Annotated in this window: 10 protein-coding genes, 3 tRNA genes, 2 rRNA genes and 1 riboswitch; of the genes, 13 read left to right on the top strand and 2 right to left on the bottom strand. The window is 48.4% G+C overall.

Annotation, left to right across the window (positions count from 1 at the left end; translation table 11 throughout):
- Positions 1-50 precede the first annotated feature (50 nt).
- From VV1_RS04665 to VV1_RS04645, 5 genes are all read left to right on the top strand, one after another.
- A tRNA-Ile gene (locus tag VV1_RS04665) sits at positions 51-127 on the top strand.
- A gap of 10 nt (positions 128-137) precedes the next feature.
- Positions 138-213, top strand: a tRNA-Ala gene (locus VV1_RS04660).
- A gap of 280 nt (positions 214-493) precedes the next feature.
- Positions 494-3381 (top strand): 23S ribosomal RNA (locus tag VV1_RS04655).
- 123 nt (positions 3382-3504) lie between these two features.
- A 5S ribosomal RNA gene (gene rrf, locus VV1_RS04650) occupies positions 3505-3620 on the top strand.
- A 31-nt stretch (positions 3621-3651) separates the two neighbouring features.
- Positions 3652-3728: transfer RNA gene (locus VV1_RS04645), tRNA-Asp, on the top strand.
- A 103-nt stretch (positions 3729-3831) separates the two neighbouring features.
- Here the strand turns inward: VV1_RS04645 and VV1_RS24530 are convergent.
- Positions 3832-4807, bottom strand: a protein-coding gene (locus tag VV1_RS24530; RefSeq protein WP_133295518.1) for an IS630 family transposase whose coding sequence is annotated in 2 segments (ribosomal slippage) — positions 3832-4407 and positions 4409-4807 — 975 coding nt in all. Because the reading frame shifts where the segments join, the coding sequence is not laid out codon by codon here.
- 402 nt (positions 4808-5209) lie between these two features.
- On the opposite strand from VV1_RS24530, the gene VV1_RS04630 reads away from it, so the two are divergent.
- The 8 genes from VV1_RS04630 to thiH all read left to right on the top strand — a co-directional run bounded on the left by VV1_RS04630 (position 5210) and on the right by thiH (position 13651).
- Positions 5210-6595, top strand: a complete 1386-nt coding sequence (locus VV1_RS04630; protein WP_011079012.1) for a multicopper oxidase family protein — start codon at positions 5210-5212, stop codon at positions 6593-6595.
- A 123-nt stretch (positions 6596-6718) separates the two neighbouring features.
- The gene (crcB, locus tag VV1_RS04625) at positions 6719-7099 is read left to right on the top strand and encodes a fluoride efflux transporter CrcB (protein WP_011079011.1); all 381 of its coding nucleotides are present in this window, start codon (positions 6719-6721) and stop codon (positions 7097-7099) included.
- A gap of 71 nt (positions 7100-7170) precedes the next feature.
- A riboswitch (TPP riboswitch) is annotated at positions 7171-7269 on the top strand.
- A gap of 146 nt (positions 7270-7415) precedes the next feature.
- Positions 7416-9359 (top strand): phosphomethylpyrimidine synthase ThiC, encoded by a 1944-nt coding sequence (gene thiC, locus VV1_RS04620; protein WP_011079010.1) that lies wholly within the window; start codon positions 7416-7418, stop codon positions 9357-9359.
- Positions 9360-9361: 2 nt separating this feature from the next.
- On the top strand, positions 9362-10696 hold the full coding sequence (locus tag VV1_RS04615) for a thiamine phosphate synthase (protein WP_011079009.1): 1335 nt from the start codon (positions 9362-9364) through the stop codon (positions 10694-10696).
- On the top strand, positions 10686-11522 hold the full coding sequence (locus VV1_RS04610; protein ID WP_011079008.1) for a HesA/MoeB/ThiF family protein: 837 nt from the start codon (positions 10686-10688) through the stop codon (positions 11520-11522). The genes VV1_RS04615 and VV1_RS04610 overlap by 11 nt, the downstream gene beginning before the upstream one ends.
- Positions 11503-11712 carry a sulfur carrier protein ThiS gene (gene thiS / locus VV1_RS04605; RefSeq protein WP_011079007.1) on the top strand — a complete coding sequence of 70 codons (210 nt, stop codon included), beginning with the start codon at positions 11503-11505 and terminating at the stop codon, positions 11710-11712. Before VV1_RS04610 ends, thiS begins: the two co-directional genes overlap by 20 nt.
- 4 nt (positions 11713-11716) lie before the next feature.
- Positions 11717-12490, top strand: coding sequence for a thiazole synthase (locus VV1_RS04600; protein WP_011079006.1), 774 nt, complete (start codon positions 11717-11719; stop codon positions 12488-12490).
- A 36-nt stretch (positions 12491-12526) separates the two neighbouring features.
- A complete protein-coding gene (gene thiH, locus VV1_RS04595) occupies positions 12527-13651 on the top strand; it encodes a 2-iminoacetate synthase ThiH (RefSeq protein ID WP_011079005.1) in 1125 nt (374 codons plus the stop codon).
- Positions 13652-13834: 183 nt separating this feature from the next.
- Here the strand turns inward: thiH and VV1_RS04590 are convergent, their stop codons facing one another.
- Positions 13835-15622: an aminopeptidase P family protein gene (locus VV1_RS04590; protein WP_011079004.1), complete on the bottom strand. Its 1788-nt coding sequence runs from the start codon at positions 15620-15622 to the stop codon at positions 13835-13837.
- Positions 15623-15633 lie beyond the last annotated feature (11 nt).

Genomic DNA, 15633 nt, shown 5'->3' with positions numbered 1-15633 from the left:
TGCGATGAGTGTTCACACAGATTGATACGGTTTAGATTAGAGCATCTAGTGGGTCTGTAGCTCAGGTGGTTAGAGCGTACGCCTGATAAGCGTAAGGTCGGTGGTTCGAGTCCACTCAGACCCACCACTCAAACGATGGGGCTATAGCTCAGCTGGGAGAGCGCCTGCCTTGCACGCAGGAGGTCAGCAGTTCGATCCTGCTTAGCTCCACCATCTTTAAGGGTTTTTCCTTAAGAATCTTTAAAAATGGTTTCGAAAGAAATCTTGCTCTTTAACAATTTGGAAAGCTGACAAAACAACAATTTATTGTTGTTTGTAAAGTTCTCAATGTTTGTCTTTAAGACAAACACCAACAAACACATTCAAGTGTTCTTGGGAAGGTCACTTTTAGTGACTATTCGAAATTGAGTCCGGCAAAATCAACGCTATCTCGCTCATTCAAATAATGAGATAGCAACTTTGGTTGTTTAACAAAGACCCTTTGGGGTTGTATGGTTAAGTGACTAAGCGTACACGGTGGATGCCTTGGCAGTCAGAGGCGATGAAGGACGTAGTAACTTGCGATAAGCGTAGATGAGGCAGTAACAGCCACTTGAGTCTACGATTTCCGAATGGGGAAACCCACTGGCATAAGCCAGTATCATTGAGTGAATACATAGCTCAATGAAGCGAACCGGGAGAACTGAAACATCTAAGTACCCCGAGGAAAAGAAATCAACCGAGATTCCGAAAGTAGCGGCGAGCGAAATTGGATTAGCCCTTAAGCTTTACATGTGTTAGACGAACGGTCTGGAAAGTCCGACGATACAGGGTGATAGTCCCGTAGTTGACGATGCATGTTCAGTGAAATCGAGTAGGGCGGGACACGTGTTATCCTGTCTGAATATGGGGGGACCATCCTCCAAGGCTAAATACTCCTGACTGACCGATAGTGAACCAGTACCGTGAGGGAAAGGCGAAAAGAACCCCTGTGAGGGGAGTGAAATAGAACCTGAAACCGTGTACGTACAAGCAGTAGGAGCACCTTCGTGGTGTGACTGCGTACCTTTTGTATAATGGGTCAGCGACTTATATTCAGTGGCAAGGTTAACCATCTAGGGGAGCCGTAGGGAAACCGAGTCTTAACTGGGCGCCATAGTCTCTGGATATAGACCCGAAACCGAGTGATCTAGCCATGGGCAGGTTGAAGGTTGAGTAACATCAACTGGAGGACCGAACCGACTAATGTTGAAAAATTAGCGGATGACTTGTGGCTAGGGGTGAAAGGCCAATCAAACTCGGAGATAGCTGGTTCTCCCCGAAAGCTATTTAGGTAGCGCCTCGGACGAATACTACTGGGGGTAGAGCACTGTTAAGGCTAGGGGGTCATCCCGACTTACCAACCCTTTGCAAACTCCGAATACCAGTAAGTACTATCCGGGAGACACACGGCGGGTGCTAACGTCCGTCGTGGAGAGGGAAACAACCCAGACCGCCAGCTAAGGTCCCAAATTACAGCTAAGTGGGAAACGATGTGGGAAGGCTTAGACAGCTAGGATGTTGGCTTAGAAGCAGCCATCATTTAAAGAAAGCGTAATAGCTCACTAGTCGAGTCGGCCTGCGCGGAAGATGTAACGGGGCTAAGTTGTAAACCGAAGCTGCGGCAATGTTCTTTGAACATTGGGTAGGGGAGCGTTCTGTAAGCCGTTGAAGGTGTGTTGTAAAGCATGCTGGAGGTATCAGAAGTGCGAATGCTGACATGAGTAACGACAAGGGGGGTGAAAAACCTCCCCGCCGGAAGACCAAGGGTTCCTGTCCAACGTTAATCGGGGCAGGGTAAGTCGACCCCTAAGGCGAGGCCGAAAGGCGTAGTCGATGGGAAACGGGTTAATATTCCCGTACTTCTTACAATTGCGATGGGGGGACGGAGAAGGCTAGGTGGGCCTGGCGACGGTTGTCCAGGTTCAAGTGCGTAGGCTGAGTGTTTAGGTAAATCCGGACACTCTTAAGGCTGAGACACGACGTCGAGCTACTACGGTAGTGAAGTCATTGATGCCATGCTTCCAGGAAAAGCCTCTAAGCTTCAGATTGTAAGGAATCGTACCCCAAACCGACACAGGTGGTCGGGTAGAGAATACCAAGGCGCTTGAGAGAACTCGGGTGAAGGAACTAGGCAAAATGGTACCGTAACTTCGGGAGAAGGTACGCTCTTGATGGTGAAGTCCCTTGCGGATGGAGCTGACGAGAGTCGCAGATACCAGGTGGCTGCAACTGTTTATTAAAAACACAGCACTGTGCAAAATCGTAAGATGACGTATACGGTGTGACGCCTGCCCGGTGCCGGAAGGTTAATTGATGGGGTTAGCGTAAGCGAAGCTCTTGATCGAAGCCCCGGTAAACGGCGGCCGTAACTATAACGGTCCTAAGGTAGCGAAATTCCTTGTCGGGTAAGTTCCGACCTGCACGAATGGCGTAATGATGGCCACGCTGTCTCCACCCGAGACTCAGTGAAATTGAAATCGCTGTGAAGATGCAGTGTACCCGCGGCTAGACGGAAAGACCCCGTGAACCTTTACTACAGCTTGGCACTGAACATTGAACCTACATGTGTAGGATAGGTGGGAGGCTTTGAAGACGTGACGCCAGTTGCGTTGGAGCCGTCCTTGAAATACCACCCTTGTATGTTTGATGTTCTAACGTTGGCCCCTAATCGGGGTTGCGGACAGTGCCTGGTGGGTAGTTTGACTGGGGCGGTCTCCTCCCAAAGAGTAACGGAGGAGCACGAAGGTGGGCTAATCACGGTTGGACATCGTGAGGTTAGTGCAATGGCATAAGCCCGCTTAACTGCGAGAATGACGGTTCGAGCAGGTGCGAAAGCAGGTCATAGTGATCCGGTGGTTCTGAATGGAAGGGCCATCGCTCAACGGATAAAAGGTACTCCGGGGATAACAGGCTGATACCGCCCAAGAGTTCATATCGACGGCGGTGTTTGGCACCTCGATGTCGGCTCATCACATCCTGGGGCTGAAGTCGGTCCCAAGGGTATGGCTGTTCGCCATTTAAAGTGGTACGCGAGCTGGGTTTAGAACGTCGTGAGACAGTTCGGTCCCTATCTGCCGTGGGCGTTGGAAGATTGAAGGGGGCTGCTCCTAGTACGAGAGGACCGGAGTGGACGAACCTCTGGTGTTCGGGTTGTGTCGCCAGACGCATTGCCCGGTAGCTAAGTTCGGAATCGATAACCGCTGAAAGCATCTAAGCGGGAAGCGAGCCCTGAGATGAGTCTTCCCTGATACTTTAAGTATCCTGAAGGGTTGTTCGAGACTAGAACGTTGATAGGCAGGGTGTGTAAGCGCTGTGAGGCGTTGAGCTAACCTGTACTAATTGCCCGTGAGGCTTAACCATACAACACCCAAAGGGTTTTGATGGACTCGATGTAAGAACATTGAATGTGTAGAGAACATAAACAGCTTTCCAGATTTTTTGCTTTCACTTTTTTAGAAAAAGTGAAGACAAAAACAGAATTTGCTTGGCGACCATAGCGTTTTGGACCCACCTGAATCCATTCCGAACTCAGAAGTGAAACGAAATAGCGTCGATGGTAGTGTGGGGTTTCCCCATGTGAGAGTAGAACATCGCCAGGCTTTTAATTTAGACTTTAGGTCTAACCAGTGCGGAGCGGTAGTTCAGTTGGTTAGAATACCGGCCTGTCACGCCGGGGGTCGCGGGTTCGAGTCCCGTCCGCTCCGCCACTTATTTAGAAACCCAGTCTTCGGACTGGGTTTTGTCGTTTTCAGTGTGATGAATTTCCTTGGAAAGGAATGCATCTTGCTCATGTCATACCAATCTGGAAAATTAACTGTTCAGGTCTATCCAGCTTCTCGAGCACATCTGTCTGACTCTGGCCGAACATTCCAAAAAACTATTCCAAGCCCTACATACTTTGGAGACAATGTCTTCGTAATCCGCAAAAGATTGATTGGCGAGAGAGTGTTGTCTTAACCAACTCCACACTTGTTCTATCGGGTTTAGCTCCGGTGAATATGGTGGGAGCTTGATGATACTGACATTGTCAAATGGCTCAGCAATGTCATTTGTATGCCAACCCGCGCCATCCATAATGACCACTGCGTGACGACCTTTTTCGGTCACCGCGGAGAGCTGCTTCAAATGCTCAACCATAATGTTCTTGTGAACCCAAGGAACGACCATTGCCTCACCAATACCTCTAGCGGGGCATACTGAGCCAAACAAATACGCATATTCAAACTGCTGCTGTTTTACCACTCTTGGTCTTGAGCCACGCTCAGCCCAAAGTCGAGTTGTCGTGTTTTGCTGGCCAAATCTTGCTTCATCTTGAAACCAGACATCGACGTTATCAAGCCCCATGTGACCGGGGATCTTAAGGATCGTTTCAATTTTGAATTTTTTTTAAATCGTCTTGGATTTGCTGGGATTGACGAGGGCGCTTGGAGCGTGAAGTTATCCAAGAAAAGCCCATATGGTTGAGCAAGTAGTAGATCGAATCTGGGTGGTAGTGTTTGCCAAATTCATTAACGATATAAGCATGAATATCGTTACCAGTTAATCGACCGCCAGACGAATCCATCGCTCGAGCTTTTATATACTGACTTAATTGTTCTCGCTGCTCCGCGTTAAGAAATGCAGGGCGACCCGTTCTTGGTTTCTCTTGCAGTCCTTCAAGCCCTTCTTCAAGGAAGGTTTGTACCCATTTATTCACACTGGTTCTGCTTACCTTAAGGAACTTAGCAAGTTGGGTTCGAGAGTGACCATCTTTAAAATGGGCCAATGCGAGCAATCGCATCTTCATTTGAATAGATTTTTAGTTAGGTTGGTATTATTTAGAAACCCAGTCTTCAGACTGGGTTTTGTCGTTTTAAGCGTAGTGAATTTTTTAAGGGGAATATGTCCCGCTTATTTTAGTACTTATTCTAGGCCTCAGCAGAGATGCTGGGGTCTTTTGTTTGTACTTATACAACTTATCTCTTAGCTACTGAGGCTAACCATCCAGATTCCATTTGGTTGCATCTTGAACTAGACAGCCTTAACCCTCTCTCAACTGCGTTAAATCTAGGCTGTAATCTAATACATTTGCGTTTTGACTCATCTGTCAGCATATCAACTAGTCTTTAGCATTACTTTGATAGATTGTTGAGAATGATTATTAATATTTAGTTACACTTAGGCAATAAATCAAATCAGTAGGCCACATATGGATATTTCTCGCCGCCACTTTCTTCAAACTTCATTGGCGTTTTCCGCATTAACGCTTCTCCCTGCGTGTTCACTTTCGCGTAGAACATCGCTTCATCATGGGCGGTTTGTCTATGAGATGACTGCAGAACCGGCTACTGCTGAGGTGGTGCCTGGTTTTGCTACGGATGTGCTCGCCTTTAATGGTGCTATCCCTGCCCCTACGATTCGTTGTCGACAAGGAGAAGAAGTGATCATTCACTTCACCAACAAACTCAACGAGCCAACGACAATCCATTGGCATGGTTTGCGTGTACCTATTGAGATGGATGGTGTTCCCTTTTTGAGTCAAAAACCCGTTATGCCAGGGGAGAGCTTTACCTATCGCTTTACTCCACCTGACGCAGGGACATTTTGGTATCACCCGCATATGAACAGTGTCAAGCAGCTAGGTATGGGGCTAGTTGGGTTAATCATTGTTGATGAAGCAGAGCCAGTTTCTTTTGATGAAGACCATGCTCTAATGCTTAAGCATTGGCATCTCAATGAGAAAGGTGAGTGGAAATCGTTATTGGTCCCACGCTTAAGTGCCCGCATGGGAACTCCTGGTGAGTGGGGAACTGTGAATGGCGTCCATGAGCCCATCTATCCGTTGAAAGCGAATGCGATGACGAGGCTGAGAATCGCAAATGTGGACAATACCATCACTTATCCTATCGCTATTGAAGGTGTGGACGCATGGGTTATAGCAATAGATGGAAACCCAATAAAAACCCCTTATAAGCTCTCTGAACACAAGATTGGGCCTGGAATGAGGGTTGATGTCGGGTTAATTGCTCCAGGTGTTGGAGAGCGTTTCTATGTGCGACAAATGAAAGGGAAGTTTCCGTTTCCTCTTTGTGCATTCGAATCGGTTGAATCGGACCTATTAAACCAGAATATATTGCCAACATTGCCGCTCAACCCTATTGCGCCGTTAGATTTAGATACGGCTGAACAAATTGATTTTGTCTTCGAGTGGGAAGGTGCTGTTACTCCGATGGATAAATCTGGCCAAGCTCTGCCGACGTTTTGGTTGGTGAATAAACGCGCTTGGGAGGGGATGAGCCAAGATTCAATTCCAGCACCGTTAGCGACGTTAGAACGAGGGCGGACCTACATATTTAATCTTAAGAACGTGACGCAATACCATCACCCCATTCATTTGCATGGGCACACATTTACCGTATTGGAATTAAATGGCCAGACGCTCGCAGAACCGTTTCATACGGATACTGTTTTGCTAGGTAAGAATGGCAGTGCCAAAGCGGCGTTTGTTGCGGACAACCCCGGTCGCTGGATGTATCACTGCCACGTGATTGAACATATGAAAACCGGATTAATGGGATATATTGAAGTAAAGTGACTCCTGTAACTTTTTAAATCTTGGCAATTCACAGATACATTGTCTAAATGAAATTATTGTTTTTTGTACTCGATCTCTGTGTGGATGTGGCTACAATGTGGCCATTAGATTTGTGAGGTTGCTATGAGTCAATTTGCGATATTGGGTTTCATTGCTTTGGGCGGCGCATTTGGCGCTTGTTCTCGTTACTTAGTGTCAGAGCTCTGTGTTGTGCTGTTAGGCAGAGGTTTTCCTTATGGCACGTTAACCGTAAACGTGGTCGGTTCTTTTATTATGGGTCTCTTAATTGCCGCCTTTGAGAGTGAGTTGTTGGCGACAGAGCCATGGCGACAAATAATCGGTTTGGGCTTTTTGGGTGCACTAACAACGTTCTCGACATTCTCGATGGATAACGTATTGCTGATGCAGCAAGGCGCATTTTTCAAAATGGGCTTAAACGTAGTGTTAAACGTGACCTTGAGTATCACTGCTGCTTGGGTAGGCTTCCAATTACTTAAATCGTGAAGCAATGGGCGAAATTGAGTTAAATTTTAAACAGGTCGGCTTGGTTTAACCAAGCCGATTTCATATAATCGTTTCACTTGTCGGAGTGCCTTAGGGCTGAGACCGTTTATTCGGGATCCGTTGAACCTGATCAGGTTAGAACCTGCGAAGGGAACAAGAGAAGATACTTGTACCAGTGCGAACTGGTGTCTTATCAAAGCTTGAATCCACAAATTGAAACTCTAAATTGTGTGTTCAACGCCTCTTGTCACAACTTTCCGCCAAGCATTTTTGTCCAAAACCTTTTTATCCAGCATAACAAGAAAGGAAAAATGCTATGTCGAATCGCAAGCAAGCGAGACTGGAAGCTAAACAATTCATCGATACACTCTCTGTGCAGCCGTATCCCAATTCCACCAAAGTGTATGTCGAGGGCTCTCGCTCAGACATTAGAGTGCCAATGCGCGAAATCTCCTTGGCAGACAGCTTAGTTGGCGGGACCAAAGAGGCACCGATCTTTCAGCCAAACGAAGCGGTAAGAGTGTATGACACTTCGGGTGTCTACACTGATCCGACCCATCAAATCGATCTCTATAATGGCCTTCCTAAGTTAAGAGAAGAGTGGATTGCAGAGCGTGCTGATACCGAAGTGCTTGATGATGTCAGCTCGGTCTACACGAAAGAGCGCTTAGAAGATGAAACGCTGGACGAGTTGAGATATGGCAATCTGCCTCGCATCCGTCGCGCCAAAGCTGGGTATTGTGTCACTCAGTTGCATTATGCGCGTAAGGGAATCATCACCCCGGAGATGGAATACATCGCTTTGCGCGAGAACATGGGGCGCGCCAAATATCAAGATGAAGTTTTGACTCAGCAGCATGCAGGGCAAAGCTTTGGTGCGAATCTACCTAAGGAAATTACCCCAGAATTTGTGCGTCGTGAAGTGGCGGAAGGTCGCGCGATCATTCCTTCCAACATTAATCACCCAGAATCCGAGCCGATGATCATCGGCCGCAACTTCCTTGTGAAAGTTAACGCCAACATTGGTAACTCATCGGTGACCTCGTCGATTGAAGAAGAAGTGGAGAAGTTGGTGTGGTCGACTCGTTGGGGCGGTGATACGGTGATGGATCTGTCGACGGGGAGAAACATTCACGAAACTCGCGAATGGATTCTACGCAACAGCCCAGTACCGATTGGAACCGTGCCTATGTATCAAGCACTAGAGAAGGTCAATGGCGTTGCTGAGAACCTAACGTGGGAAGTGATGCGTGATACGTTGATCGAGCAGGCTGAGCAGGGGGTGGACTACTTCACGATTCATGCTGGTTTGCTGCTGCGCTATATCCCAATGACGGCGAAACGCGTGACGGGCATTGTCTCGCGTGGGGGTTCGATCATCGCTAAGTGGTGTTTGGCACATCATCAAGAGAGTTTCCTCTATACCCATTTCCGCGAGATCTGTGAGATTTGTGCGAAGTACGATGTAGCGCTCTCATTAGGTGATGGTTTGCGTCCTGGCTCGATTGCCGATGCCAATGATGAAGCGCAGTTTGCCGAGCTCAGAACATTGGGTGAACTGACCAAAATCGCGTGGGAATACGATGTCCAAGTGATTATTGAAGGTCCTGGGCATGTACCGATGCACATGATTAAAGAGAATATGGATGAGCAGCTCAAGCATTGTCATGAGGCACCATTCTATACCTTGGGTCCACTGACCACCGACATTGCCCCTGGCTATGACCACATTACTTCTGGGATTGGTGCAGCCATGATCGGTTGGTATGGCTGTGCCATGCTTTGCTACGTAACGCCAAAAGAACACTTAGGTCTACCCAATAAAGAAGACGTGAAAACCGGCTTGATAACCTACAAACTGGCTGCACACGCGGCGGATTTAGCTAAAGGGCATCCGGGTGCACAAGTACGTGACAATGCCTTGTCAAAAGCACGATTTGAGTTCCGCTGGCAAGATCAGTTCAATCTCTCTCTTGACCCCGATACGGCGCGTGCATTCCACGATGAAACCTTACCTCAGGAATCAGGCAAGGTGGCACACTTTTGTTCGATGTGTGGTCCAAAATTCTGCTCGATGAAGATTTCGCAAGAGGTTCGTGAGTACGCTAAAGGGCAACAAGGTGAGGCAGGACAGGCGATAGAAGTGAAGCTGTTGGATGACCCATTGGAAGGAATGAAGCAAAAGTCCGCGGAATTCAAAGCGTCGGGTTCGGAGTTGTACCATCCTGCAGTGAGTCACGAAGAAGTGGCAGAGGGTTAAGTATGAGACTGCTGATTCCTTCTGCCATTATTGAGCTGACGGGAGAAATTCAGCAGTGTTTGCTCTTGGCAAAGCAGCAAGGTTTTGCCATTGACCATATAGAGTTGGGCGTCAGCCCAACTCGTACACTGCAACTGATTTCTTCAGCCAAAACAGTCGTATTCGAGACGGATCTTATCCATAACGATAGTCGTCATCTCGGAGCGCATGACTTTGCGCTTCACTACCATCATTCGCTTGCTCTGACAGAGGTATCCAGTTATTTGGGCTCAGAGTGCAAGGCCAAGACGCTGTTGATCAATTTGCAAGGGGAGCAAGGTGAGGCGTTTGATGTTTGGCAACATCCTTTAGCCGATGAAACTCGCGCACTACGATTTTTATCACGACAAAACCACTCTCAAAACGAGAGCGTAGAATCGATTTATCGACATTTAGCGTGGGTGGTCACGCTCAGTGCTCTTGATTTCCCAATCGAAGATTGCCTTACTTTGGCGCGTGCGATGTTGAATGTTTCACGTGAAACATGGGTGTCGGATTTTGCTTTGTTTCCTACACCAGTGTTGCATTTGGATGAGTTCGGCATCTTACCAAGCCACAATCTAGAAGGGCTAACAAAAGCGTTTCCGCGGGTTATCGCTCAACAGTTAGGGCTCTATCCGGTGGTTGATGATGTCAGTTGGATTGAGAAGTTATTGCCTTTGGGGATTAAAACGGTCCAATTGCGGATTAAAGATCCAAACCAAGTCGATTTGGAGCAACAGATTGTGCGTGCGATCCAGCTAGGTCGTGACTATGGCGCGAAAGTCTATATCAACGACTACTGGCAGTTAGCTATTCAGTATCAAGCCTATGGCGTACATCTAGGGCAGGAAGATTTGCAGGTGGCTGATTTAGCCGCCCTGACGAATGCAGGCATTGCGTTAGGGTTATCTACGCATGGTTATTATGAGCTGTTACGCATTGTTCAACTCCAGCCAAGTTACATCGCATTGGGGCACATTTTCCCGACCACCACAAAACAAATGCCTTCATTACCGCAAGGGCTGGTGAGATTAAAACTCTATCAGCAATTGATTGATACCATACCTTATGATGAGTCCATCACCGGCGTTCCCACGGTAGCCATTGGTGGTATTGATCAAAGCAATGCGGCGACAGTATGGCAATGTGGTGTCTCTTCATTAGCGGTAGTGAGAGCGATTACCTTGGCGAAAGATGTGAAAGCGGTAATAGAGTACTTCAAGCAAGTGATGGCACCTAACACAACACTGCTGCGTTTAGACTCAGTATCCACACATAGTCTTGAGCCAACAAGTGAGGCCAATCATGTTGGTTGATCGGCTCTTTACTCGTTATCAAAGACAAATTGCATTAACGGAATTTGGTGAGTCAGGGCAAGCCAACTTACTTCAAGCACATGTGCTGATCATCGGTTGCGGTGGTCTTGGTAACGCAGCGGCGCTTTATTTGGCTGCTGCGGGCGTTGGCCATTTAGTGTTGGTGGATGATGATGTGGTTGAAGAGAGTAACTTGCAGCGTCAAATTGCGTTTCGTCAGCAACATCTCGCCAGCCCCAAAGTGGATGCACTCGCAGAGCAATTGAAGCAGCTCAATGCAGAATTGCGCGTTCGCACCATTAGCCACCGTTTGGATGAAGAACGTCTCAACTTGGAAGTGATGTTGGCGGACATTGTGCTCGATTGTACGGACAACTTTCCATCGCGCCAACTGATCAACCAAGCCTGCCTGAATCAACGTACCCCATTAGTGTCGGCCTCGGCAATTGGCTGGAAAGGGCAATTCATTGCGTTTGATTTTAGCTCATACCACTCAATCCAATCCCAGCAAGATACCTCGTCGGCCGCGAGTTCAGTAAACCCTCCGTGCTACCACTGCCTATTTCCATTTGCAGAAAATGCCATGCAGACCAAGTGCAGTGATGCTGGGGTGATTGGCCCTGTCGTGGGGCTAATGGGAAATTATCAGGCAATCGCAACGATTCAAAAGCTGGCAACGGGCGCGTTTCAAACCACTTGCCATCAGTTGCATCTGTTTGATGGGCTCAAGTTAAGTTGGCAGCATTTGGCAGTAGTGAAAGATCCAAGTTGCCGCGTTTGTCAGATTCAGAAACAGGAATCAAGCAATGAACACCATAGCAATTAGTATCAACGGCGAAAGCTACGAGGTGCCAACCAATGCGACTTTGGCATCCATTATTGAGCATCTTTCACTACCTAACTTGGGTTGTGTGTTTGCAATCAATAATCAAGTTGTCCCACACAGCGAATGGCAAACCAAAACGCTCAGTCGTGGTGATGCTATCTCACTATTTCAGGCGATTGCTGGAGGATAAGCACATGCTCAAAATCGCAGACAAACAATTTCATTCTCGCTTGTTCACGGGCACCGGTAAATTTGCCAACAGCCAATTGATGTCACAAGCCATCGAACAATCAGGTTCACAGCTCGCCACTATGGCGCTGAAAAGGGTGGATATCCACAATCAGCAAGATGACATCTTGTCACCACTGTTGTCAGCGGGTGTTAATTTGCTACCTAATACCTCTGGTGCCAAAAACGCCAAAGACGCCATTTTTGCCGCGCATTTAGCGCGTGAAGCATTGGGCACTAATTGGCTGAAATTGGAAATTCATCCCGATCCGAAATACCTGATGCCCGATCCGATTGAAACATTGGCGGCAGCAGAGCAGCTAGTCAAAGACGGCTTTGTGGTGTTGCCTTATTGCCATGCAGACCCGGTGTTGTGTAAGCGATTGGAAGAAGTAGGTTGCGCTGCCGTCATGCCTTTGGGAGCGCCAATTGGCTCAAACAAAGGCTTGGTTTCGCAAGACTTCTTACAAATCATCATCGACCAAGCGAAGGTTCCTGTTGTGGTGGATGCGGGGATTGGCGCACCGTCTCATGCTGCCTATGCGATGGAACTGGGTGCTGATGCGGTGCTGGTGAATACCGCGATCGCCGCTGCACGCGATCCCATCGCCATGGCCCGTGCATTCAAATTGGCGGTTGAGGCAGGGCGTTTGGCGTATGAGTCGGGGCTTGCAGGCAAAGTGTCGCATGCGGTGGCATCCAGCCCATTGACCTCTTTTCTCGATGAGTGCCTTTCTTAGCAAAAGAAAGGGCCGTCTGTTGACCGGAGCAACACCATGAGTTTCGTCGAACATTTTAATCAGCTCAATTGGGACGATATTCGATTATCGATCTACTCTAAAACCGCGCTCGATGTCGAGCGAGCGCTGAGTAAAAACAAACTCGATTTAGAAGACTTTAAAGCGCTGATTTCGCCAGCCGCGGAGCACTATCTAGAAGCGATGGCGCAGCGTTCCTATGCGTTAACCCGTAAACGTTTTGGTAATACGTTATCGCTCTATATACCACTGTATCTTTCCAATCTCTGTGCCAATGCGTGTACGTATTGTGGCTTCTCGATGGAGAATCGCCTAAAGCGCCGCACACTCACGGTGCAAGAAATCTATGCAGAAATGGCGGCGATTAAGGCAATGAAGTTTGACAGCGTTTTGCTGGTGACGGGTGAGCATGAAGGCAAGGTTGGTATGAATTATTTCCGCCAAGTGCTGCCGCAAATCAAACGCGCTTTTAACTATCTAGCGATGGAAGTGCAGCCGCTTAGCCAAGAGCATTATCAAGAGTTGAAGCTTTTGGGTTTGGACGCTGTGATGGTTTATCAGGAAACGTATCACCCTGCGACTTACGCACAACATCACTTGCGTGGCAACAAAACCAATTTCAACTATCGTCTCGAAACGCCTGACCGTTTGGCGCGAGCGGGGATCGATAAAATTGGCATTGGTGCACTGATCGGCTTGGAGGAGTGGCGTACGGACTGCTTCTACGTTGCTGCGCATCTGGACTATTTGGAACGTACCTATTGGCAGACACGCTATTCAATTTCATTTCCTCGCTTGCGTCCTTGCGCAGGGGCGTTGCAGCCTAAATCGGTAATGAGTGATAAGCAGCTGGTTCAGCTGATTTGTGCCTATCGTTTGTTTAATCCAGAAGTCGAGCTATCGTTGTCTACACGCGAATCGGCACTGTTTCGCGATAACGTACTGCCACTGGGTATTACGTCGATGTCAGCGGCATCGAAAACTCAGCCGGGCGGTTATGCGATGCCTGATGTTGAACTCGAGCAGTTTGAGATCAGTGATGAAAGGAGTGCGGCGGAAGTGGAGCAGATGATTCGTAGTAAAGGGTTCGATCCCGTATGGCGCGATTGGCATGCCGCCTATTCTGGGGCTCGCTTCTCTTAACCAAAAAAGCTAATCTTATCTTAGGCAATACAGTCGTTATCGAGCGAGTCTGAGCGCGGTTCGATAATGTCAGCAAAGAGCGAAAGTGGCATGTGGATATGTTTCACGTGAAACAAAAAGGGTTAAGGCAAAATGCCTTAACCCTTTTTCTATTGTTTGCAAATGACAGTGTCTATTTGCTTATCAGTGGCTGAGTGGTAGCGTCGCTTCACGTAGCCAAACTTGCGCGTCACCTTCAACCAATGGGCTAATGTCATCCCACACTTTTTGGTGGTAGTCATTTAGCCAAGCGAGTTCAGGACGCGTGAGCATATCGACATTGATGTTACGTTTGTCGATTGGACAGCGAGTCAGAGATTCAAAGGTCAAGATAGGGAAGTCACCTTGGGTTTGCTTCTCAACCACTAATTCCAAGTTTTCGATACGAATACCAAACGCGTCCGCGCGGTAGTAACCTGGTTCGTTAGAGAGCACCATCCCTTCGACAAGAGGCACGTCGATCTGACGTTTTGAAATGCTGGCTGGGCCTTCATGCACGCTCAGGAAGTGGCCCACACCGTGACCAGTACCATGATCATAGTCGTAGCCTTCCGCCCATAGGTGTTGACGAGCCAGGGTATCAATTTGATAGCCACGAGTGCCTTTCGGGAAACGAGCGCGAGCCACACCAATATGGCCTTTCAGAGCCAAAGTAAACTGCTTGATCATTTCTGCTGAAGGTTGGCCGATGGCAACCGTACGAGTGATGTCGGTGGTGCCATCAAGATATTGGCCGCCAGAGTCAACTAAGTAGAGCGTATCCATGCTGAGTTGGCCTGGTTGAGGCTGGTTTTGATGATTGTAGTGACACATCGCAGCGTTGCTGCCGGCTGCCGAAATGGTATCGAAACTCAAATCCTTCAGAGTGGGATCTTCGCGGCGAATGGCTTCCAGTTTGTCGGCCAAAGTTGCTTCATCGTGCAAAATACCTTGTGCCACTTGTGCGTCAAGCCAACTTAGGAACTTGACCATCGCAGCACCATCGCGCAGGTGACATGCTTTCATGCCGGAAATTTCAACCGCATTTTTGGCGGCTTTCGGCATCAAACAAGGATCTGCACCCGGGACAACGACGGCGCCTGCGTTTTGCAGAACCAGTTTAAACCATGCGTTACTGGTGCCGGCATCGAGCAGAACTTTTTTGCCCGTCAAGCTTTCAAGGCGAGCTTGCAGCGTCTCAGGATGGAAAACGTGCACCCCTTGGCCGACATGAACATCAAACCCTTCAGGTAAGCGAGCAGGATCGAGGAAGAACTCTACCTGGCCATCAGCATGCAGAATCGCGTGGGACAGTAATACTGGTAAGCGAGAGACGTCCAAACCGCGGACGTTGAGCAACCAGCAAATCGAATCTAGCGCGGTGATAACGGCGCTATCAACGCCTTGCTTTGTGATCAGCTGTGCGATGTTCGCGCGTTTATCGGCAGAGCTTTGGCCGACGGCCTCTGTCGACATCAGTCGAACGTCAGAAACCACAGGTTGTGGGCGATCATGCCACAACTCATCAATCGGATTGCTGTCGAGAATGGTAAGCTCAAGCACACCCGCCAATTTCGCTTGTGCCATGTTTAGCCAAGCGGCGCTGTGCATGCGTGGGTCAATGGCCACAGATGCACCACGAGCGAGGTTTTCTTGCAACCATTCAAGCGCTGGCTCTTCAATCAAATGGCGATACTCAAACAAATCGGCAGGAACTTGTTTGGTCACCTGAACAGTGTAGCGACCATCAACAAACATGGCGGCTTTTTCTTGGGTGATAACGGCAGCGCCGGCGGAACCGGTAAAGCCAGTTAGCCAATGTAAGCGCTCGTTATGGTCGGGAACATATTCACCTAGGTATTCGTCTTCGTGTGGGACGAGTAGGGCGTCGATATTGTGCTGCTGCAACCAAGTGCGAATGGCAACAACACGCTCGTGAGTTGATTTGTGCATCTGTACGATTC

Origin of the sequence: Vibrio vulnificus CMCP6 (assembly GCF_000039765.1) — a bacterium.
GTDB lineage: Bacteria > Pseudomonadota > Gammaproteobacteria > Enterobacterales > Vibrionaceae > Vibrio > Vibrio vulnificus_B.
Note: the sequence above shows the minus strand (reverse complement) of the source record. Positions and strands in the feature narration are given on the sequence as shown.

Excerpts from the sequence above, each read along its gene's own strand:
- thiC (WP_011079010.1), top strand. The coding sequence starts at position 7,416 with ATGTCGAATCGCAAGCAAGCGAGACTGGAAGCTAAACAATTCATCGAT.
- crcB (WP_011079011.1), top strand. The coding sequence starts at position 6,719 with ATGAGTCAATTTGCGATATTGGGTTTCATTGCTTTGGGCGGCGCATTT.
- thiS (WP_011079007.1), top strand. The coding sequence starts at position 11,503 with ATGAACACCATAGCAATTAGTATCAACGGCGAAAGCTACGAGGTGCCA.
- VV1_RS04610 (WP_011079008.1), top strand. The coding sequence starts at position 10,686 with ATGTTGGTTGATCGGCTCTTTACTCGTTATCAAAGACAAATTGCATTA.
- VV1_RS04600 (WP_011079006.1), top strand. The coding sequence starts at position 11,717 with ATGCTCAAAATCGCAGACAAACAATTTCATTCTCGCTTGTTCACGGGC.
- VV1_RS04630 (WP_011079012.1), top strand. The coding sequence starts at position 5,210 with ATGGATATTTCTCGCCGCCACTTTCTTCAAACTTCATTGGCGTTTTCC.
- thiH (WP_011079005.1), top strand. The coding sequence starts at position 12,527 with ATGAGTTTCGTCGAACATTTTAATCAGCTCAATTGGGACGATATTCGA.
- VV1_RS04615 (WP_011079009.1), top strand. The coding sequence starts at position 9,362 with ATGAGACTGCTGATTCCTTCTGCCATTATTGAGCTGACGGGAGAAATT.
- VV1_RS04590 (WP_011079004.1), bottom strand. The coding sequence starts at position 15,622 with ATGCACAAATCAACTCACGAGCGTGTTGTTGCCATTCGCACTTGGTTG.